Source organism: Streptomyces sp. NPDC039430, assembly GCF_055639435.1.
The window spans coordinates 232,546-252,096 of record NZ_JBVKAK010000002.1; the positions used below are offsets into that span (position 1 = coordinate 232,546).

16 protein-coding genes and 1 pseudogene are annotated in these 19,551 nt (G+C 69.4%); 10 read left to right on the forward strand and 7 right to left on the reverse strand.

The genetic code is table 11. The annotated features are described in order from the left end of the window. Positions 1-315: 315 nt before the first annotated feature. A pseudogene (locus ACZ7LS_RS06015) lies at positions 316-804 on the reverse strand (2-oxo-4-hydroxy-4-carboxy-5-ureidoimidazoline decarboxylase); the annotation flags it as partial. Positions 805-1,394: 590 nt separating this feature from the next. Here ACZ7LS_RS06015 and ACZ7LS_RS06020 point away from each other — a divergent pair. The 7 genes from ACZ7LS_RS06020 to ACZ7LS_RS06050 all read left to right on the forward strand — a co-directional run bounded on the left by ACZ7LS_RS06020 (position 1,395) and on the right by ACZ7LS_RS06050 (position 9,273). Then, positions 1,395-3,020, forward strand: a complete 1,626-nt coding sequence (locus ACZ7LS_RS06020) for a beta-N-acetylhexosaminidase (RefSeq protein ID WP_385131947.1) — start codon at positions 1,395-1,397, stop codon at positions 3,018-3,020. A 193-nt stretch (positions 3,021-3,213) separates the two neighbouring features. Next, on the forward strand, positions 3,214-3,744 hold the full coding sequence (locus tag ACZ7LS_RS06025) for a hypothetical protein (protein WP_385131949.1): 531 nt from the start codon (positions 3,214-3,216) through the stop codon (positions 3,742-3,744). A 125-nt stretch (positions 3,745-3,869) separates the two neighbouring features. Further along, positions 3,870-4,478, forward strand: coding sequence for a hypothetical protein (locus tag ACZ7LS_RS06030; protein ID WP_382520613.1), 609 nt, complete (start codon positions 3,870-3,872; stop codon positions 4,476-4,478). Positions 4,479-4,548: 70 nt separating this feature from the next. Next, positions 4,549-5,052, forward strand: coding sequence for a DUF6183 family protein (locus ACZ7LS_RS06035; protein ID WP_385132181.1), 504 nt, complete (start codon positions 4,549-4,551; stop codon positions 5,050-5,052). A 380-nt stretch (positions 5,053-5,432) separates the two neighbouring features. Continuing rightward, positions 5,433-6,872: an ATP-binding protein gene (locus ACZ7LS_RS06040; RefSeq protein WP_385131952.1), complete on the forward strand. Its 1,440-nt coding sequence runs from the start codon at positions 5,433-5,435 to the stop codon at positions 6,870-6,872. 386 nt (positions 6,873-7,258) lie between these two features. Then, positions 7,259-7,996, forward strand: a complete 738-nt coding sequence (locus tag ACZ7LS_RS06045) for an RNA polymerase sigma factor (RefSeq protein WP_385132184.1) — start codon at positions 7,259-7,261, stop codon at positions 7,994-7,996. Further along, complete coding sequence (locus ACZ7LS_RS06050; protein WP_385131955.1) at positions 7,996-9,273, forward strand: hypothetical protein; 1,278 nt, start codon at positions 7,996-7,998, stop codon at positions 9,271-9,273. Before ACZ7LS_RS06045 ends, ACZ7LS_RS06050 begins: the two co-directional genes overlap by 1 nt. 323 nt (positions 9,274-9,596) lie before the next feature. On the opposite strand, the gene ACZ7LS_RS06055 is transcribed toward ACZ7LS_RS06050, so the two are convergent. Next, positions 9,597-10,520: a L,D-transpeptidase family protein gene (locus ACZ7LS_RS06055; protein ID WP_385132186.1), complete on the reverse strand. Its 924-nt coding sequence runs from the start codon at positions 10,518-10,520 to the stop codon at positions 9,597-9,599. Between the two features lie 397 nt (positions 10,521-10,917). Between ACZ7LS_RS06055 and ACZ7LS_RS06060 the strand changes: the two genes are divergently transcribed. The 3 genes from ACZ7LS_RS06060 (at position 10,918) to ACZ7LS_RS06070 (ending at position 14,287) form a co-directional block, all read left to right on the forward strand. After that, complete coding sequence (locus tag ACZ7LS_RS06060) at positions 10,918-11,871, forward strand: class I SAM-dependent methyltransferase (RefSeq protein WP_385131958.1); 954 nt, start codon at positions 10,918-10,920, stop codon at positions 11,869-11,871. Between the two features lie 251 nt (positions 11,872-12,122). Continuing rightward, positions 12,123-13,724, forward strand: a complete 1,602-nt coding sequence (locus tag ACZ7LS_RS06065) for an acyl-CoA mutase large subunit family protein (RefSeq protein ID WP_382520629.1) — start codon at positions 12,123-12,125, stop codon at positions 13,722-13,724. A gap of 206 nt (positions 13,725-13,930) precedes the next feature. Beyond that, positions 13,931-14,287: a hypothetical protein gene (locus ACZ7LS_RS06070; RefSeq protein ID WP_385131961.1), complete on the forward strand. Its 357-nt coding sequence runs from the start codon at positions 13,931-13,933 to the stop codon at positions 14,285-14,287. Between the two features lie 58 nt (positions 14,288-14,345). Here ACZ7LS_RS06070 and ACZ7LS_RS06075 read toward each other — a convergent pair whose 3' ends face one another. The 5 genes from ACZ7LS_RS06075 to ACZ7LS_RS06095 form a co-directional block, all read right to left on the reverse strand. After that, positions 14,346-14,867, reverse strand: coding sequence for a hypothetical protein (locus ACZ7LS_RS06075; RefSeq protein ID WP_385131964.1), 522 nt, complete (start codon positions 14,865-14,867; stop codon positions 14,346-14,348). Between the two features lie 118 nt (positions 14,868-14,985). Continuing rightward, entirely contained in the window at positions 14,986-16,527 is a 1,542-nt protein-coding gene (locus ACZ7LS_RS06080) for a hypothetical protein (protein WP_385131966.1), read from the reverse strand. Next, a complete protein-coding gene (locus ACZ7LS_RS06085) occupies positions 16,524-16,859 on the reverse strand; it encodes a helix-turn-helix domain-containing protein (protein WP_385131969.1) in 336 nt (111 codons plus the stop codon). The genes ACZ7LS_RS06080 and ACZ7LS_RS06085 overlap by 4 nt, the downstream gene beginning before the upstream one ends. Continuing rightward, on the reverse strand, positions 16,856-17,980 hold the full coding sequence (locus ACZ7LS_RS06090) for a tyrosine-type recombinase/integrase (RefSeq protein WP_385131971.1): 1,125 nt from the start codon (positions 17,978-17,980) through the stop codon (positions 16,856-16,858). Before ACZ7LS_RS06090 ends, ACZ7LS_RS06085 begins: the two co-directional genes overlap by 4 nt. Positions 17,981-18,748: 768 nt before the next feature. After that, positions 18,749-19,402 carry a TetR/AcrR family transcriptional regulator gene (locus ACZ7LS_RS06095; protein WP_382520631.1) on the reverse strand — a complete coding sequence of 218 codons (654 nt, stop codon included), beginning with the start codon at positions 19,400-19,402 and terminating at the stop codon, positions 18,749-18,751. Positions 19,403-19,551: the final 149 nt, after the last annotated feature.

Below are 19,551 nucleotides of genomic sequence, written 5' to 3' on the forward strand. Positions count from 1 at the left end.
ACGGTCCACCGGCCCCGGCCATCGTAGCGACGACTTGTCGGTTCGTTCGCCCGGGGGCCCATAGGTGTGATCAAACAGGCAATCAAACAGCCACGGACGGGCTATCGGGGCGGTCTGAACGCCCGACTCGGACTATGCGGCGGAGTCTGCGGGGGCGGAGCCGGCCGTGCCGGAGGTGAGGCCGGAGCCGGACACTCCGGAGGCGAGGTTGGTGGCGCCGGTGGTGGGGCCGGGCACTCCCGCGGTGGGGCCGGTGGCTGCCGCGGTGGGGCCGGTCGCTCCCGCGGTGGGGCCAGTGGCTCCGGCGCTGGGGCCGGTGGCTCCTGCGGAGGGACCGGAGACGAGCAGCCGGGCCAGCCGTCCCCGGGCGAGTCGGCGCAGTTCGTCGGCGGAGACGGATCTCTCGTGGTCCGGTTCGTGGGCGAGCCGGGCGCGGATACCGGCCAGCACCTGGTCGAGGTACTCCTCCGGGCGGTGCTCGTCGAGACTGATCACGAAGGCGTGGCCGAAGCTGCTCTCGTACGCGGCGTGCGCGGCGCGCAGCGCCGTCCTGGCCGCGGCGGGCGCGCTGTGGGGCGGCCCGGAGGACGCCTCGGCGGCGAGCGCCTCGGCGAGGTCGGCGTGGGAGAGGTCGTAGCTCGCCTCGTCGGCGGCCGCGAGCAGCGAGTCGACATCGTGGTACGGGCGGTGCGCGGCCATCCGCTGGGCCCAGCGGCGGCTGCCGCAGCAGGCGAGCAGCGCGGCCTCGGCGATGCCCGGCGGGAGGGCGTTGAAACGGCGGAGGCCGTTCATGAGGCCGTTCATGAGACTGTCCGCGTGGACATGCCCGTGGACATCCCCATGGACGTCCACGGGCATGTCGGGGGCGTTCGTGCGGCCGTCGGCGGGGTCGTTCATGGGGGCGGTCATGGGGGCGGTCATGGGGATGTTCGCAGGGCAGGTCATGTGGCCGGTCGTATGGCTGGTCGTATGGCCGGTGTGGGACGCGCGGGACAGCGTGGGCTCCTCGAACGCGGCGGGACGGCTGCGGTGTGACGGCTGCGGTGTGACAAAAGTGAAGCGACATACGCAGTGCGCGACATACGCAGTGCGTGAGGCACGCGATGGACGGACGTGACGGCAGAGGACAGGCGACGGGGACAGGGCAGGGACAGGCGACAGGGACAGACGTACGGGCGCAGACGTACTGGCAGACGTGCTCAGGCGCGGTGCGGTTGAGCACGGAGTGGCAAATGCGTCGTAAACGTTATCGACGCCCTGCGGAAGGCGTCCGACGGATGCGCGATTTTCACCCGGATGGGAGAGTTTCGACGCGCGAGATGGACGTCGCCGTGCGACCTTCGCCGTAATCATGTCGCACTTTCGTGGACAGCCGCACACAGGAGGTTTGAGTGATGTCGCCATCAAAGGGTGCCCGAGCCGCTGGAGCGGTCGTCGCGCTGGCCGCCGCCGTCTCGGTGTCGGCGTGTGGCTCCACGGGCACGGGGTCAGGTTCACCGGGGGACGCGCGGTCGCAGTCGGCGGCCGCCTCGGGCCGGGCGGACCGTTCCGCCGCGAGCCCCACGCCGTCACCCACACGGTCGTATCCGCTGTCCTCCGCGCCACGCGGCATACCTTCCGTACGGAAGCACGAGGCGGCGCGCGGTCCCGGCTGGAGACCCGCCTCGAACAGCGGGGTCGTCATAGCCAAGGGCAGCGAGGGTCTCGCCGACGAGGGCAAGCTGCTCGCCAAGGAGCTGAAGATCGGCTACCGGGGCGCGGTCGCGGCGCGGGCCGGCGATGTCGAGCTGGCGCTGAAGAGCGGCAGCGGCTCCGCCGAGTCGTACACGCTCACCACGAGCGACGGCCGGGTGCGGATCACCGGCCCCGGTCAGGCCGGGGTCTTCTACGGCACCCGTACGCTCAAGCAGTCCATACGCGCCGACGGCGTGATGCCCGAGGGGGTCGTCCAGGACAGCCCGGCCCGCCCGCAGCGCGGGCTGAACCTCGACATCGCCCGCAAGTACTACACGCCGGGCTGGATCGAGGCCCGGATGCGCGAGATGGCCGACCTCAAGCTCAACCAGCTGGGGCTGCACTTCTCCGACGACCAGGGCTTCCGCATCGAGTCCAGGACCCACCCGGAGATCGTCTCCCCGCAGCACCTCTCCAGGGCGGACGTCAAGAAGATCCTGGAGCTGGCCGAACAGCTGCACATCACCGTCGTCCCCGAGATCGACTCCCCGGGACATCTGGGAGCGGTCCTGCGCGCCTACCCCTCGCTCCAGCTGCGCAACGTGAACGGGGTGCCCACGAAGGGCGCGATCGACATCTCGAAGCCCGCGGCGGCGAAGCTCATCGACGAACTGGACCGCGAGTTCGCCCAGTTGTTCAACGGTCCGTACTGGAACCTCGGCGCGGACGAGTACCAGGCGCTGGTGGTGCCGAACCCCGAGGCGTCGTACCCGAAGCTGGCGAAGCTCGCCGTCCAGAAGTACGGGCCGAACGCCACGCTCAAGGATCTGACCACCGCCTGGACGAACGACCGGGCCGCGGCGCTCGCTCCGTACAAGAAGAAGGTCAAGGTCTGGAACGACGGCCTCTTCAGGGGCGGTGTCGTGAAGGCCGATCCGGCCCTGGAAGTCCAGTACTGGACGGGGCGGGAGATCGGGGCCCGGCCTCCCGTGGAGTATCTGAACGAGGGCCGCAAGGTCGTGAACTTCAACGACGAGTACCTGTACTACGTGCTCGGTCAGCCGAACAACTTCATCTACCCGACCGGGAAGCGGATCTACGAGGAGTGGACCCCGCTGGTCCTGCGCGGGACGACGCCGGTGCCCGAGCGGTACTCGAAGCAGATCCAGGGCGGTCTGTTCGCGGTCTGGGGCGACTTCCCGAACGCGCAGACCCAGGACCAGGTGGCGAACGGGATCAGGCTGCCGCTGGCGGCCACGTCCCAGAAGCTGTGGAACCCGGCCAGACCGACGCTGAGCTGGAGCGCGTTCCAGTCGCTGGCGGCGAAGGTGTCCAGCGCCGGATGACCGGCTGAGACGGGTACGGGTACGGGTATCGGGTACGGGGGCGCGGCAGGCGCGGGAGTGACGGTGCCTGCCGCGCCGTTCGTTGTGGGCGAGAAGTGGCGGCCTTGTGACGGATCCGCGCCCCCCGGGCGCCGTGTCCTACGGGCCGGGCGAGGCTGTAGCCCGCGTATGCGTGGATACGGGGGAGCGGAACATGGGTTTCTGGGGCTATTTCGTCGTGGGCGGGAGCGAGCGCCCGCTCGCCGAGCAGCCGGCGCTGGCGGCCGTACGCGACAGCCTGACGCTCCATCAGCAGCGGTCGGACGGCTGGCAGGTGTGGCGGCACCCCAGCGAGCCCGACATAGGTGACATGGGCGGACTGGCCAGGGCCATGGGATCGCCGGTGCTCTTCGGCTTCGTCATGGGCAGTGAATGCGTGGCGGTGGAGGCGGCGGCTCCCGAGAGCGGGTCCTGGTACGCCTGTCTGGCACGGGAGCCGATGGCCCGCCATCTCGCCGTGAACGACATGCTCCTCGAAGAACTCTTCCTGTCGGCGGAGGACGCGACGCGCCGGGCCGTCGCCTGGGCCACGGAGGCGGGCAGCGCGGTGAGCGCCGCCGTGGCGCCCGGGGCGCTCCTCGAAGTGCTGCGCCTGGAGCGGCCGGAATCATTCGCCGAGGAGTTATTCTTCCGCCTTCTCGACGGGCTCGGAATCCCGGGCGTACCGGAAAAACCGCGCGTATAGCGAGTGTTCGGCCCGTCCGGAGCGAGTCGAGGGCGCGCTCCGGACGATCTACGAGTGACGAATTCCAGCCGTTCGACGCAGTAGGGGGCAAGGGGGCAGTACTGCGTCCGTGACGGGAGACGTGAATGAGCCTGGTGAAGCTGATCGCAGAGGCGGACGAGCGCGGCCTCGCCGCGAGCGGGCTCGCCTGCCTCGACCGGTGCCTGCCGCTGCTCGCCGAGGAGACCGAGGTCCTGCGGCCGCTGTGGGCGGGGATCGTCAGCGGCGAAGGGGACTGGACGCAGCGGCTGTCGGCGTCGAGGGACGCCCTGGACGCCGTGTGCGGGCCCGCCCCCGACGTCACCACCGCGCTCGTACGGACCATGCTCGGTGCCGCGCCCTCGGAGTGGGCGGCCGGTCCGCTGCGGACCTGGGCCGACACCTGCTCCGTCGTCGCGCTGGAGATCCACCAGCAGTTCGACCCGGCGGGCGAGGGCGGCCCCGCCGCCGCGGCGGAACGGCTCGCGCGGTGCCGCGAGGACACCGGCGCGGTGACGGACGCGGCGGACGGCGCGGAGAGCACGGACGGGATCGGGCCGCTGGCCGCCGGCGAACTGCGGCGCCAGATCGCGATCCTGGAGATCCTCGCCGAGACGGCGGGTGCCGCCGGGGTGCGCCGGGCCCTGGACCTGTCGACCGAGGGACAGCGGGTGCTGCGCGCGGTGGTCTCACGCCGCGCACGGGCGGAAAGCTGAGCGAACGCGCACCGGCCCGCGGGGGGCTCGCGGACCGGGCGCCGTGGATACGGTGTTCGGCTCGAAACCGGTGGGCAGATTACTCACGCGCCCCCAGCCGCTCCAGGTGCCATCGGCGTTTCGAAGGCCGTGGTGTTCGGAGTCCAACGGGGTATTCGCGGTACAGGAGTTCTGGTCTCCGGATCCAGTGTCACCGGACGACTTCACGGCCGTCTTCCAGCGGCTTCCGTTGACGGCGTGGCCTGAGGGGGAGGTACCGGCCCGAGTGTTTCCTGCGACCTCGGACACGGTGCTGCGGGTCCTCCTCACTGCTGCTGCCCTTCGCTCCGCCTACGGCTCCGGCCCGCACGGCGCGTATGGACGGCTCGCCGCGTGGCGCTCGCTCGCCGGCCTCACCGGCGTCCCGGCCGATACCCCGCCGGCCGAGACGGCGGGGCTGGTTCAGCGGACGCATTGGTTCCGCCTCGCCCCGGTCTCCGACTGGTTCCACGAAGTCGCCTGGGATCTCGCCGTGGCCGCCCTTCGGCCGGGCGGTCAGGAGATCGCGGTCCTGACCGCTGCCGATACCGACTGAGGGCGGAAGCGCACTCGATGGGAACCGAGGCCGTGTGCCCGCCAGACGCGCACCGGGTTCTGGCGGCACACGGAAAGGCGTTCGGCCGGCTGCAGCGGTTCCTCGCCCCGCATTCCGACATCGCCGGCCCCGGCTTCCTCGTCCAGGATGACAATCGCTCGACGGATGCAGCGGTGGACGGTGACGATCTTGATGCCGCATCCGGTCGCGAGCTGCGCGTAGGTGGCGCAGGTGCGCGGTGGACAGATCGATCGCCGCCGGGTGGCAGCACGCGAAGCTCCTGACGGGGCACGGGCGCGGTAGATCTTGGTCCTGGCGTTGGTAAAGTAAGATTCAATCTACGTAAGAATTCATCTGCGTTAATCGCTCAGGGGTGCGTCGTGGAGTTCCAAGGCCGGGCCGGAGATCTTGAGCTGCTGGCCGAGCAGTACCGGACAGTGGCAGAGGGTGTCGGAGCCACTCGGGGGCGGGCTGTGATCATGACGGGCCGACGTCGAGTGGGGAAGTCGCGACTGGTCCAGGAGTTCTGCGACCGCTCGGGAACGCCGTACGTGGTGTTCCAGGCCACCCGCGGGCGCAACCCTGTGACGGAGCGCGCCGACTTTGCCGCGACGCTCGCGCAGTCGCTGCTGCCGGGGGCGGAGCTGGTCGCCGGCCTTCAGGCACAGGACTGGAACCAGGCCCTGCGCTCGCTGGCGCTCGCGGTGCCCGATGACTCACCCAGCATCGCGGTGATCGACGAGGTGCCCTGGCTGGTCGAGCAGGATCAGGAATTCGAGGGCGCGCTCCAGACTGTCTGGGACCGTCACCTGTCCTCCAAGCCCGTGCTTCTGCTGCTGGTTGGCAGTGATACATCGGTGATGGAGGCACTGCAGTCGTACGGACGCCCGTTCTTCGGCCGGGCAGCGAAAATGACCGTCCATCCCCTGAACCTGGCCGACGTGCAGGCCATGACCCAACTCGACGCCGCGGGGGCCGTCGACGCTCAGTTGATCACTGGCGGATTCCCCGAGATCGTGCAGTCATGGCGGCCGGGGATGGGGCGTACGGCCTTCTTGGAGGCGTCGGTCGCCAATTCCCTCTCGCCCCTGTTGGTGGCCGGCGAACTGTCCCTGCTGGGCGAATTCCCCGAGGCTTCGCATTCACGGGCCGTACTGGAAGCGATTGGCAGTGGTGAGCGCACGTTCAGCGCAATCGCGGCCCAGGCCGGCGGCGCCAGCGCTCTGCCGTCCGGCACGCTCTCCCCGTTGCTGGCCACGCTGCAGGCCAAGCGAGTCCTGGCTGCCGATCTCCCCCTGTCGGCCAAGCCGGACAGCAAGAACAAGCGCTACCGGATCGCCGACCCGTATCTGCGGTTCTGGCTGGCGTTCCTGGCACGCGCGATCCCACTCATCGAGCGGGGCCGCGGTGACGTGGCACTGGAACGCATCGAGCGGTCATGGACCACGTGGCGCGGGCGAGCGATCGAGCCACTGATCCGCGAGTCCTTGCTGCGTCTGATGCCCAATGATGAGTGGCCCGAGACCGAGGCCATCGGCGGTTGGTGGAACCGTCGGAACAATCCCGAGATCGACCTCGTCGGCGCAGACCGCGAGCCGGTGGCCCGGCGGGTGTCCTTCGTCGGGTCGGTCAAGTGGCTGGAGACCCAGCCCTTCGGCCGTCATGAGTACGACGCCTTGGTGCGCGACATGCTTGCCGTCCCCGGTACCGCCCTGGACACTCCACTGGTCGCGGTCTCCCGCTGTGGGGTGACCGATGATCTGCCGCTCGCCGCGCATTGGGGGCCGGAGGACCTCGTACGGGCGTGGCAGCCTCGATAGCCGCGACGGCATACGGGCCTGGCATGAGGCCAGGTAGCACGGCAGGTTGGCGGCCGGAGCGGCTGGAGTGTTGTCAGCAGGCACGGGTTTCGCGATGACCGGATCCGTTCGCCCGCATGTGCGTGGTTCTCGCATGGGGCGAGGAGAGGACGACCGGGGCCGCCACCCCCCACAGGAGAGGCCCCGGTCGCCGTCCGGCGGAGCCGCGTTACGGCCCCGTACTCATATCAGCGCCACCGATGCGTTTTCTGTCACACCGCAGAACGTCAGCGGGTTGTTGCAGGTTGTACAAGTCATGGACGCGGGCCCGGGAAGGCCGTAGCGTGCAGATTCGCGTGGGGCGGCGCGGCCAGTGACCAGCCGCGATTTCAGGACAGGTTGTGGGAGTGCTGGGGGACGACGCGGAGCTGACCGCCGCGGTGCTCGCGGCACAGGACGGGGACGAGGACGCCTTCCGTACTGTGTACCGCGCGGTGCAACCGCGGCTGTTGGGCTATCTAAGGACTCTCGTCGGCGAGCCGGACGCCGAGGACGTGGCCTCCGAGGCCTGGTTGCAGATCGCCCGCGATCTCGACCGCTTCACCGGAGACGCCGACCGCTTCCGCGGCTGGGCCGCCCGGATCGCCAGGAACCGCGCCCTCGATCACATACGGATGCGCGGCAGGCGCCCCGCGATCGGCGCCGATGAGACGGAACTGACCGGGAAAGCGGCCGACTCGGACACGGCGGACGAGGCGATGGAAGCACTCGCCACCGGCCGGACCATGGCGCTGATCGCGCGGCTGCCGCAGGACCAGGCCGAGGCCGTCGTCCTGCGCGTGGTGGTCGGACTCGACGCGAAGACCGCGGCCAAGGCGCTGGGCAAACGGCCCGGCGCGGTACGGACGGCCGCGCACCGCGGACTCAAACGCCTCGCCGAACTGCTGGACGCCGACGACGGGCCCGAGCACCCCGGCGCTTCCGGCACCGCTCCTGGTACCGGCACCGCTCCCGGAGTGTCCCCGGGCTCCCCGGGTCGGGACGGCGGACTCGGCGGCGTACCGCCTCAGCGCACCGTGCGGCCCGGAGCCGGGGCCTCCGCGGGTGTGACGGATTCGCGCCTGCGGACGCAGAAGGACATGTGATGGCTGACGAGCGAGACCCGTGGCTCGACAGGGACGCGGCGGAGAGAATGCTGCGCGGTGAGCCTGTCGAGGCGGGGGACGAACACGTCCGGGCACGGTCGGAACAGCTCTCCCAGGTCCTCCGTGACATGCGCGCCGTCACATACGCGAACGAAACATACGCGAACGAAACATGCGAAGAGGAACTTCCCGGCGAAGCCGCCGCCTTGGCCGCTTTCCGTAAAGCGGTGGCCGAGAGCGGTGGCGCGCGCGAGGCCGTCCGGGGCCGCGAGGCCGTGGGCGCGGGCGCGGGCGCCGGGAATCTGCTCGGTACGGTACGTATCGCGCTGGCGCCCGGTGCCGTACGCGCGCCGCGGTTCGCCCGCCCCATGCGCAGGGGACTCGCGGCGGCGGTGGCCGGCTGTGCGCTCGGTGGCATCGTGGTCGCGGCGGGCGTCGGCGTACTGCCCCCGATCTTCGGCGACGGACACGACCCGGTCCCCGTCAACTCCGTTTCGACGGTGACCTCTCCGGAGCCGCTCGTCTCCGGATCGCCCGACGGGAGCCGGGACCCGGCCACCCCCTCGGAGACCCCGAGCGGGACCGTGACGGAACGGCCCTCGCCGTTCCTGCCCTCGCCCTCGCGGGCCTCCGGGGGCGGTGGCGCGCTCAAGGGTGAACACCGTGGTGAGACGGACGGGGACGCGGACGGGGACGGCGGCGAGAACGGGACGGGCACGGACCCGTGGCCCGGTCGTATCTCGGACACCGCGTCCGAGGAGTGGTCCAAGAAGACCGTCAAGGTCTGCCGCGCCTACCACGCCGGGGTGCTCGACCCGCAGCGCAAGAAGGCCCTGGAGTCGGCGGCCAAGGGGCCGGAAGGGGCCGCGCGGTTCTGCGCACGGCTGCTGGACGGCGACCTGCGCGACCACATCAAGAACGGCCCGGACGACAAGGGTGGCAAGGGCGACAAGGGCGGGCAGACCGGCAACGGAGGCAGGGGCGAGGACGACGGGGGCGACGACGGCGAGGGCGACAGTGGGAAGGGGGGCGGCGGAGGGTTCGTGGGATCGCCGGGCGTGCCCACGCACCAAGCACCCCCGCCGCCCCCGAACTGGACGCCCGCGCCGTTCGAGCCCCCGACGCAGACCCCGGTCCCTGACCCTGACCCTGACCCGGTCCCGACTCCGAGTGTGACGCCGACGCCGCCGACCCCGACGCCGAGTGGGACGCAGACGTCGAGCGGGACGCCGACCCCGAGCGGGACGTCGACGCCGAGCGGGACACCGGTCCCGTAACCCAGCACCGCCGTCCCGGGCCAGGAGCCCGACCGCGTCCCGGGCCAGGAGCCGGATCCGGCCATGATCGCGGCCTGTTCAGGCGCGGACACGGGATCTGACGAATAGCCCCCCACACCCTCCTGAACTGGAGCTTTACGATTCCGGGAGATCAGGTGTGACGTTTTTTCGGGCCGCGACGCAGTACAGAGTGAGCCGACTGGTCATCGGCCGCGCATAGAGCCGGGGTTCCCCCCGTACCTGCGGCTCAGCGCACTCGGCGCGGGCGGGACACGTTCCCCCGGTCCCGCCCGCGCCACCTCTCGTCCCGTACACCGGGCCCGTCACCAGTAGATGACCACTTTGTCGCCCGTGCGGACCTGGTCGAAGAGCGAGGCGACCTTCTTCTCGTCCCGGACGTTCACGCAGCCGTGCGAGGCCCCCTCGTAACCGCGGGCCGCGAAGTCGGCGGAGAAATGCACCGCTTGGCCGCCGCTGAAGAACATCGCGTACGGCATCGGGGTGTCGTACAGCGTCGAGACATGGTCCCGTGACTTCCAGCCCACCGAGAACGCGCCCTCGCGGGTCGGGGTGTACTGCGAGCCGAAGCGCACGTCCATCGCCGACTCGACCTTGCCGTCGATCATCCACGTGAGCGTGCGGCTGCTCTTGCTGATGCACATCACGCGGCCCTTCAGGCACTCCGGATCGGGCTTGGCGACCGGCCTGCTGGTGGGCGGGTGGAGCTCGGCGCGGGTCGGATTCCTGGTCAGCCCGACCAGCCGCTGCCAGGTGAGGGCGTCCGTCGCGCCGGTGGCGGTCAGCCCGCGGTCCTGCTGGAAGGAGGTGACGGCGTTGACCGTGATGGAGCCGTAGTAGCCGGTCGGGTTGAGTTCGAAGTGACCGGTCTGCTGGAGCCTGGCCTGGAGTTCCCGTACCCGCTCGCTCTCCGAGCCGTTCGCCATCAGCGTCCTGGGCCGGGACGGGGTCCGGCTCGGCGTCGGGTCAGGGGCCGGCGTGAAAGTCCAGGGCGGCGTGGGAGTGGGCGCCGGGGCCGTCGTGGTCTCGGCGGCGGAGGGCGTCGGCGGTGTGGGCGACGGCCACGGTGACGGTACGGGGGGAGGGGTGACCTCCGTCCGCAGGGGAACGGTGCCCGGCTTGGCGTCGGCAGCCCTGCCACCGGCGACCGGCTGCACCGTACAGCCGACGCCGGCGGCCAGCACGGCGGCTGTCGCGAGCCCTCTGCGTAGGACGGATCCGCTGAGCATCTTCGGCGTCCCCCCGTTTCTCCCGTGATTCATGGCATGCGTTCCTCAGTGTTCCCTCAGACGGTCCTTCGCAGGGCGAGATTGCCCAAGCGGACGAGGAATCCTGCCCCGGAGTCATCTTCCCTTGCCAGGAGATGAATTCCAGTAGGCGATTCCCCGAAGTGAAAGTACTTCCGGCCATGCTGCCCGTTCGGACTGACATGATCCCGCGCATGGCTGCCCGGCGGTGATCCGTGTCTGCCGAAGCGCGCCGGTGCGCCGGTGCGCCAGCGTGCTGGTGCGCTGGTGTGGCAGTGCTCGCTGGTGTGTCCGTGCGCTCGTGCGTTTGTACGTCCGTGCGCTTTCGGTAATTCCCGATCATCCGTGATTCCTGATGATTCCTCGTGAAGGTTCTCTCATGACGACCCCGTACGAAGACAAGCCGCGCCCCAGCGAACTCAACGATGTCCGGGGCTGGTTTCCCCCGCTTGACCAGGTGCTCTTCGAGAAACTGCTCACCCGGCAGGAGGAGCGGGGCGAGCGCGGAGATCTGCTGGAACTCGGCGTCTTCATGGGCAAGAGCGCGATCTTCCTCGGCCACCATCTCCGGGACGGCGAGAAGTTCACCGTCTGCGACCTGTTCGAGTCCGAAGCGCCGGACCAGGCCAACGGCGCCGAGACCGCGAAGTCGTACGCGACGCTGACCCGGGAGGCGTTCGAGCGTAACTACCTCTCGTTCCACGACGAGCTGCCGCGGGTGCTCCAGGCCCCCAGTTCTGTGGTCGCCGACGAAGTCGAGCCGAAGTCGAGCCGGTTCGTCCACATCGACGCCTCGCACCTCTACGAGCACGTGTACGGGGACATCGGCGCGGCCCGGGACATCCTGCTGCCCGGCGGCATCGTCGTCCTCGACGACTTCCGCTCCGAGCACACCCCCGGTGTCTCCATCGCGGCCTGGGAGGCGGTACTCAACCGCGGTCTGCGCCCGATCTGTCTGAGCACCCAGAAGCTGTACGCCACCTGGGACGACCCGGAGCCGATCCAGGACGAACTGATCGCCATGGCCCAGGAGCGCGCGGACTGCGATCTGAGCCTTCAGCAGGCGGCGGGGCACCGGATCGTGCGGCTCAGGTCGCGCGGTATGAAGGCGCCCGACTTCCCCTACTCCAAGTACTACGTGGAGCCGAAGCCGGAGCCCGAGCCGGAGAAGCCGGCCGCGCCGGTGGCCGCGGCCGCCCCGGCACCCGCCGCGCCCCGGCGCAGGTCGACCAGGTCCAAGGTGCGGCGCGTCGCGATCGATGTGCTGCCGCCCGTGATCACCCGCGCGGTGCAGCGCAGCCGGGCGCGGAGCAGGGCGCGGCTCCAGGGCTGAGGGCCGGTACGGCGGTACGTCCTGTACTGGTACGGCGGTACGTCCAGTACTGGTGCGGGACGTGCCGGTAAGACGAGTGCGGGACGTACCGCCGTACCAGTACGGGACGCCCGGCCGGGTTTCCGGATGTGCCCCGTGCGGGATGCGCCCCCTGCCCGCGTGTGCCACGTGCCCGCCGTACACCCGCCGCTACAGTCCGTCATGACCGGCCGGTCATGACGGACCGTCAGCGGAGGCAGGGAGCAGAGCAGATGGCACGCGAACCCGTCCGTAGGGAGCGGCTGACCGAGAGCGGTCTGCCCATCGAACCGGTCTACGGTCCCGGCGCGCTGGCGGGATGGGACCCGGCGGAGAAGCTCGGCGAGCCGGGCGCGTACCCCTTCACCCGCGGGGTCTACCCGTCGATGTACACCGGCCGGCCATGGACGATGCGCCAGTACGCCGGTTTCGGCACCGCCGCCGAGTCCAACGCCCGCTACCGGGAGTTGACCGCCCACGGCACGACGGGCCTCTCCGTCGCCTTCGACCTGCCGACCCAGATGGGCTACGACAGCGACGCGCCGCTCGCGAGCGGCGAGGTCGGCAAGGTCGGGGTCGCGATCGACTCGGTCGACGACATGCGCGTGCTGTTCGACGGGATCCCGCTCGACCGGGTCTCCACGTCGATGACGATCAACGCGCCCGCGGCGCTGCTGCTCCTGCTCTACCAGCTGGTGGCGGAGGAACAGGGCGCGCCGGGCACCGCCCTGACCGGCACCGTCCAGAACGACGTGCTCAAGGAGTACATCGCCCGCGGCACCTACATCTTCCCGCCCAAACCGTCGCTGCGGCTGACGGCGGACATCTTCCAGTACTGCCGCACGCGACTGCCCCGATGGAACACCATCTCGATCTCCGGCTACCACATGGCGGAGGCCGGGGCCACGCCCGCGCAGGAGATCGCGTTCACGCTGGCCAACGGGATCGCGTACGTACGGACGGCCGTCGCCGCCGGCATGGATGTCGACGACTTCGCGCCCCGGCTCTCCTTCTTCTTCGTCTCCCGTACGACACTGCTCGAAGAAGTCGCCAAGTTCCGTGCCGCGCGCCGCATCTGGGCCCGGGTCATGCGCGAGGAGTTCGGTGCGCGCGACCCCAAGTCCCTGATGCTGCGCTTCCACACCCAGACCGCCGGCGTACAGCTGACCGCGCAGCAGCCCGAGGTCAATCTCGTACGGGTGGCGGTCCAGGGGCTGGCGGCGGTGCTGGGCGGTACGCAGTCGCTGCACACCAACTCCTTCGACGAGGCCATCGCCCTGCCGACGGCCACCTCGGCCCGGCTCGCGCTGCGGACCCAGCAGGTGCTGGCGTACGAGACGGATGTCACCGCGACCGTCGACCCGTTCGCCGGCTCGTACGCCGTCGAGCGCATGACGGACGACGTCGAGGACGCGGTGGTGGCGCTGATGGCGCGGGTCGAGGAGATGGGCGGCGCGGTAGAGGCGATCGAGCGCGGCTTCCAGAAGAGCGAGATCGAGCGCAGCGCGTACGCCGTCACCCGCGAGACGGAGAGCGGGGAGCGGGTGGTCGTCGGCGTCAACCGCTTCACCATGGACGAGGAGGAACCGTACGAGCCGCTCCGCGTCGACCCGGCGATCGAGGCCCGGCAGGCGGCCCGGCTGGCGCGGCTGCGGTCGGACCGGGACGGGTCGGCGGTGGACCGCGCGCTGACGGAACTGCGCGCGGCGGCGGCGGGGACGGCGAATGTGCTGCCTCCGATGAAGACGGCGCTGGCGGCGCGGGCGACGGTGGGGGAGGTCTGTGACGCGCTGCGGGAGGTGTGGGGGACGTACGTACCGACCGACGCCCGCTGACATCGCGCGTCGAGTCGCCCCCCCCGTGCCGACCGCCGCGAGGGGAGGGAAACCGGCCTCGGTACTGGTGGGCTCGCGTATTCAACTGTCGCGAGTACCGCTGCTGAGAGTCGTTGCAGTCACTGTGTGTGCTGGGGCGTCACAAGGGTGCACGGTCTGCGCTGTGCGCAACTCGCGTTCTGGCCGTCGAGGGCTAGCCTGCTCTCATGCCAGAGAAGGTGCCCGAAGCGATCAAGCATGTGAGCAAGCAAGACCTGTTGGGACTGAGTTCGAAGAGCGAGCGCCTTAACCTCGGCAGGGGACGTGAGCCTGGATGGCTTGATCAGCACCTAGCCGACGATGCGACGGGGTCTCTGCGAGCGATCCTTCTTGAGCATCCCCCCAAGATCTGTTACCGCTCCATCGTTTTGATCAAGCGAGCCGACCGGGAGGTCGAGCACTTCCTGCTCGACGTGCTGCCGGAGGACTTCGACCGACTTGAGGACATCGCTGGCGACGCTCTGCTGGCCTTCACGCGCTGGGCGTTGATGCAGATTCCGTTGAGCCCCCTTCCTGCGGAGTAGCAGGTGCAGTCGGCTGGCCTCGGCCTCATACGTTCGGCCTCGGCGAGGATCGTGGCACTCACCGGCCAGCCTCGGGGCGGACCTTCCCGTAGCGCTCCCACGCCGCCTGCTTGGAGATACCGAGCGCTTCGCCGATCTGCGACCAGGAGTGATCCAGGTAGCTGGCGCGGAGGGCAGCGTCGCGGGCCTGGCGTGCGAAGTTGCCCTCCGACAGGCGGATCGCGGCCAGGGCGGCCATCGGCTTGTCCGCCTGGATCAGGGCGTCAAGCTGTTCACCGACGTCGCGGATGTGCTTGGCGAGGGCTGCCGGGATGGCGCTGTCTTCGATGAAGATGATGTGCTCATCGCGCCACTCGGCCGTTGCTGCCCGCTCGGCCTCGCCCTCCTCGTCCGTGATCACGTGTGCCTCACCGCCCTGATAGCCGCCCTTCCCTTCCATGCCGGGAGCGGCGGAGGCGCCGAGCCAGCCGCAGCTGCACGCGGCCACCAAGCCCACAGGAACGATGAACTCAGGGTCGGACTCGTCCAGCACATCCCGGGTGCTGAACACATGCCCGTCGTACTCAAGGGTCGTCTTCATGGCCGTAAGATTTCCATTACGGCTGGCTAGGTGTCAAGTCGAATCGTCAGGTTTCCATTACGGAAATGATCATCAGGTTGGTCGCAGGTCTCCGGCCGTTACTGGTGGGCTCACCTATTCAGCTGTCGCCGGTTCCCCGAGGAATCCAGCCCGCTGGTGACCTTGCATGATCTCCTGGGGCGTATCGGCTCCAGGTTCCGCCGTTCTCGTTGCGGAGGCGGCTGGTGGTCTTGTCGTGGTAACCGAGAGCCTCCGCGACGACGGGTGCGGGAAGTTCAAGGAGTTGCTGCCGGATGGCGGCGCCGCGGGCGGCGGCGATCGAGATTCCGACCTTGTTCAGGAGCGCGGACAGGTGGTTGGGGCCGAGCGGCTGGCCGCTTCGGCGGCCGGGGAAGAGCCAGCGGGACGCCGGGTTGGTGGCGGTGTTCATGTTGTCGCGGTTCGTGATGTGGTCCAGCAGCAGGGTGGCGACCGGCGCGGGAACGGGCGAGGGCGGCTCACCGAGTCGTAGCAGCACGGCGTCGCCGTCGCGGATGACGTCGTCGAGGGTGAGCCGGACGACGCGGCTCAGCGGTTGTGCGTAGAGGAGAACGATGACCCCGGCAACGCGGAGTCGCATCGGTATCTCCGTATCGGTCAGAAGCTTTCCCAGGGCGACGAGGCGTTCGTCTTCGCTCAGTGCGGGCCGGCGGGAGATCTTCATTGCGGGGATGGCGAGGGAACGTCGGCAGTGACGGCCCTGCATGGCCCAGTTGAGGAAGCCTCTCAGGCGGGTGCGGGAGTGCTCGGCGTTCTCGGCGAACCAGGCGTCGATGTCGACCTGGCCGCATGACGCGAGGGTGGCGTTCCGCTCGCCGAGCCATTGCAGGAAGGCGGTCGCGTACTTGATCTGTTCGCTGGCGAAGCGTCGGATGCTGGGTGTGATGTGGCTCCGCTCGGCGCGGGCCCGCAGCCCGGGAAGGACGTGCCAGGTCGCGAAGAGCCTGATCGTCTTGGTGTGCTCGGGTTCGGCGATGTCGGCCAAGTGGCTGGGGAGCCAGCGCTGGAAGGAGCAGAGGTGCTTGTCGGCCGCGGGCAGGACTCCGCAGGCCACGAGGAGTTCTTCCAGGTGGGAGGCGGCCCGCCAGGGCTGTAGTTCGTGGAATGCGTCGTGGGTTAGCGGGATCTCGCCCTGGCCGAGCCGGTGAAGCAGGTGAGAGGCGTTTCCCAGGTGCCTGCGGCGCATGTCCAGCCATGCCAGTCCGCTTCCGGGCTTGTCCATCGTCACCAGCAAGTCGAACAGCGGGACCAGTGCGGGACGGACGCGTCCGGTGTCGTCGTCGAGAAGCGCGGTGAGCCGGTCGGTGAGCGTGCAGCGTTCGCAGAGCCGACCGCGCAGGAGCTTGCCCTCGAAGCCGCAGCGTGAGCAGTCGAAGGTCTGGGAGAAGCCGGCGCAGGTGGTGCAGATCGCAGCCCCGTCACCGGGGCGGAGCCCGGGAAGGGCCCGGTCCTCGCTGCATCCCGGGCAGGTGCCCCTTGTCCGGACGGCGCGGTCCGAGCAGGTTCGGCAGACGTATCCGTCGGGCCAGGTGCCGGCCTTGTGTCTGCGAAGACCGCATCGGCAGCAATCGGCCATGAACCAGCGTTCGTACTGTTCGTCGGTGGCGTAGGGGCGGGTCATGCGTCGGGAAGGATGCGGGCCGCGCGAGGGCGGAGCTTCGCGACGTTCGAAGGCGGGGTGGGGAGATCGCCGGTGGCGGTCTTGCGGACGCCGGCGTTCTCGGCGGTGGTGGCCACCAGATCGGCCGGGGTGCACGACAGGATGTCGCAGAGCGCGGCCATGACCAGCAGCGACAGTCGTTCGGGAGTGCCGGACACCAGGCGGTGGACCTGGGAGGCGGACAGGTCGATGCCGCGTTCGCGCAGCAGCGGCACCAGTTCGGTGGCCGTGAAGATCTGGTGCTGGGCCATGGCCTCGCGCAGCCGCCAGGTGTAGCCGACCTTGCGTTTCATGCTTGCCTCCCGGTCTGGGTCTGGAGAGCGGCGGTGATGGTCGAATCCAGATGCCGCCGCAGGGTGCGGGTGCGGAAGTCCGAAGACACGCAGGTGTAGAGCGAGGTGGTGCTGGCGTGTTCGTGGCCGACTTGCTCCTGGACGAAGCGCGGGTCCCAGCCGTCCTCGATCAGGTGGGTGACGTAGGACCTGCGGAAGGAGTGGAAGTCGAGCCCGTCGTCCAGACCGAGAGCTTTGCGGTAGGCGATGAAGCGGGAGTTGAGGCGCTGGCAGCCGATCCGCAGTCCCCGCTCGGAGGGCCAGGCCGCCGGGTTGTTGTCGGTGCCGAACAGCGGGCGGACCTCGGTGAACCACTCGTCCAGGACGTCCGGTGTCCAGTCGAAGACGGTCAGCACCCCGCGGCGTTTGGGCGGCGAGCCCTTCTTGGCCTTGCCGAACCGGACCTGGCAGCGGCCGTACTCGCCGAACTCGCCGCCGTGCGGGTTGCGGCCGAAGTCGGCGGCATCGAGCATGCGTGTCTCGTTGCGGCGCGTCCCGAAGGCATAGGCGGTCTTGAACAGCGTGGCGTCACGGAAGGCGGGCAGCCAGCCCTTGCGGCCGAAGGCCCGGATGCGGGCGACCTCGTCGTCGCAGTGTGCGAAGAAGTCGTGCAGCTCGGCCTTGGTGAACGCGCGCTTCTTGGCGTCCGCCTCGTTGTCCTGGACGTGCACCGCGGTGTTCCATTCGTGCACCACCTGGACCGGGTGGGTCCCGAACCGCTCCTCGCAGGTGGCCGTCCACTCGTAGAGCGGATCGGTGACGAAGTGGCAGAACGCCCGTACGGCCTCCGAGTACGAGCGGATCGTGGAACGCTTCAGGTCCCGTAGCGAACGCAGGTCACCGAGCCACTCGTCGACCATCGCCGGCGTCCAGAGCCAGGGATAGGTGTTCACGTAGGCCGTGAACGCCTTGACCGTGTTCTCCCTGCCTTCCACCGTCGTCCGGGCTAGATTCCGCGCAAGCTGCTGGTTGGCGAACCCGGTCAGCATCGCCTTGAAAACCTGTTCCTCCGGCCGCAGCAGCGCGACCCCGTCGACCAGGTGCAGCCCCGCCGCCCCCGGTATCGACCCGTTGATCCCCACCGATTCACCACCCTCCGCGACTCGCATTAGATGCGAGAAAACCGCATCTTATGCGAGTCGCTGGAGAAGTCCGAGGTCAGCCCCCTACGTGGACCACGATGAGGTCCGAGACGCGGGTATCGTCACCGTCAGAGACCACGCTCAAGTCCGCAGGTCCGCAGGGTGATTGCCCTTGCCTCTCCAGGAGATTCGCCGACTGTCGCGAGTTCGCATCCGATGCAATTGGCGGCGGTCGGAACATCGGTACAGCCGTTGGCGCTGAGAACGATCATGGTCCGATCGGCGCGAGCGTGCTGACGCGGTCTGCACCATGAACTTCACGGTGGACAGCGGCTCGCCGGTGCGCGGGTGGCGGGCGGTGAGGTCCGTCGTGGAGAACGCGCCGTCGTGGAGAACGCGCCGTCGTGGATGCGCAGGGCCAGCTGCTCGCGGTGGAGGACGTCGAGCACGTCGGGGGATGTGCCCTGTGCCTCGTACGAGGCGGAACATCCCGGAGATGTGCACGGTGTCGCCCGGCCTCGCGTAGGTGAGCAGGTCGCGGAACTTCGGCCGCTGGAGCGGGTGGAGGATCGGCCCCTGCCCGTCGTCAACCCTGTCAGCAATCACCATCGGATCTGATGGGATTCGAGCCGCCGCGAACCTCCGGATTGCACGGGTTCATTGGAGGCGTCGGCCGCCTGTCGGCAACGATCGTCTACCGACAGCCGCCGCTGAGTGGTGGCGCCGCTGAGCGGAGGTGTCGCGGATGCCGGGCATCGCGCGCCAGTGTCAATGTTCCGGCTTCGGGTCAGGCCGGCGGGTCGGGGAGTATCTGGCGAGCATGGTCTGGACGGCCTGTTCGACGGCGTCGTGGATGTCGGAGGCAGTGGGGTTCCAGTCGGTCAGCAGCATGCGGGGCCACAGGACGTAGTTGGCGATCATGCCGAGGAACTGGTTCGCGGCGCTCGCCGCGTCCGGGACATCAGCGTTGCCCGCCTCGTGCTCGGATTCCAAGTAGTGCTGAACGGAGGTGAAGTAGGGCAGTTTGCCGAGCTGGAACTGCATCCGTCCCAGTTCGGGGAAACGAGGCAGTTCGGCGATGACGATCCGGAACAGGGCTGTCATGCCGGGCCGGCCGACCAGGTCGGCATAGCGGTGGCCGACGGCTGTCAGTCCGGAGCGCAGATCTCCGGTCTGTGGCCGCGCGGCGGCGTCTCCGGCGTCACGCTGCCAGGACTCGGCGACGATGGCCTCGAAGAGGGCCGCCTTGGTGGGGAACCGCTTGAACAGGGTGGACTTCGAGACCCCGGCCGCTTCGGCGATCCGGGCCAGTGAGGTGCCGTCGTAGCCGCGATCCAAGAACAGTTCTGTGGCGGCGGTGGTGATCGCCTCGCGTTTCTGCTGAGCGAGTCTGCGGTGGTGTGCGGAGAGTTCTGCTGCCATGCGGACAGTATGCCGCAGACCCGAGGCGAGTCGCTTGACTCGCATCGATGGTCGTGCCTACGGTACGAGAGCAAGGCGAGTCGAGTGACTCGCATCGTATCTGTGGCGCCGGGAGAATACCCCGTAGCCGCGCGCTGGAGGAACAGTTC

Excerpts from the sequence above, each read along its gene's own strand:
- ACZ7LS_RS06030 (WP_382520613.1), top strand. The coding sequence starts at position 3,870 with ATGAGCCTGGTGAAGCTGATCGCAGAGGCGGACGAGCGCGGCCTCGCC.
- ACZ7LS_RS06070 (WP_385131961.1), top strand. The coding sequence starts at position 13,931 with ATGCCAGAGAAGGTGCCCGAAGCGATCAAGCATGTGAGCAAGCAAGAC.
- ACZ7LS_RS06095 (WP_382520631.1), bottom strand. The coding sequence starts at position 19,402 with ATGGCAGCAGAACTCTCCGCACACCACCGCAGACTCGCTCAGCAGAAA.
- ACZ7LS_RS06055 (WP_385132186.1), bottom strand. The coding sequence starts at position 10,520 with ATGCTCAGCGGATCCGTCCTACGCAGAGGGCTCGCGACAGCCGCCGTG.
- ACZ7LS_RS06025 (WP_385131949.1), top strand. The coding sequence starts at position 3,214 with ATGGGTTTCTGGGGCTATTTCGTCGTGGGCGGGAGCGAGCGCCCGCTC.
- ACZ7LS_RS06020 (WP_385131947.1), top strand. The coding sequence starts at position 1,395 with ATGTCGCCATCAAAGGGTGCCCGAGCCGCTGGAGCGGTCGTCGCGCTG.
- ACZ7LS_RS06065 (WP_382520629.1), top strand. The coding sequence starts at position 12,123 with ATGGCACGCGAACCCGTCCGTAGGGAGCGGCTGACCGAGAGCGGTCTG.
- ACZ7LS_RS06050 (WP_385131955.1), top strand. The coding sequence starts at position 7,996 with ATGGCTGACGAGCGAGACCCGTGGCTCGACAGGGACGCGGCGGAGAGA.
- ACZ7LS_RS06080 (WP_385131966.1), bottom strand. The coding sequence starts at position 16,527 with ATGACCCGCCCCTACGCCACCGACGAACAGTACGAACGCTGGTTCATG.
- ACZ7LS_RS06075 (WP_385131964.1), bottom strand. The coding sequence starts at position 14,867 with ATGAAGACGACCCTTGAGTACGACGGGCATGTGTTCAGCACCCGGGAT.
- ACZ7LS_RS06085 (WP_385131969.1), bottom strand. The coding sequence starts at position 16,859 with ATGAAACGCAAGGTCGGCTACACCTGGCGGCTGCGCGAGGCCATGGCC.
- ACZ7LS_RS06060 (WP_385131958.1), top strand. The coding sequence starts at position 10,918 with ATGACGACCCCGTACGAAGACAAGCCGCGCCCCAGCGAACTCAACGAT.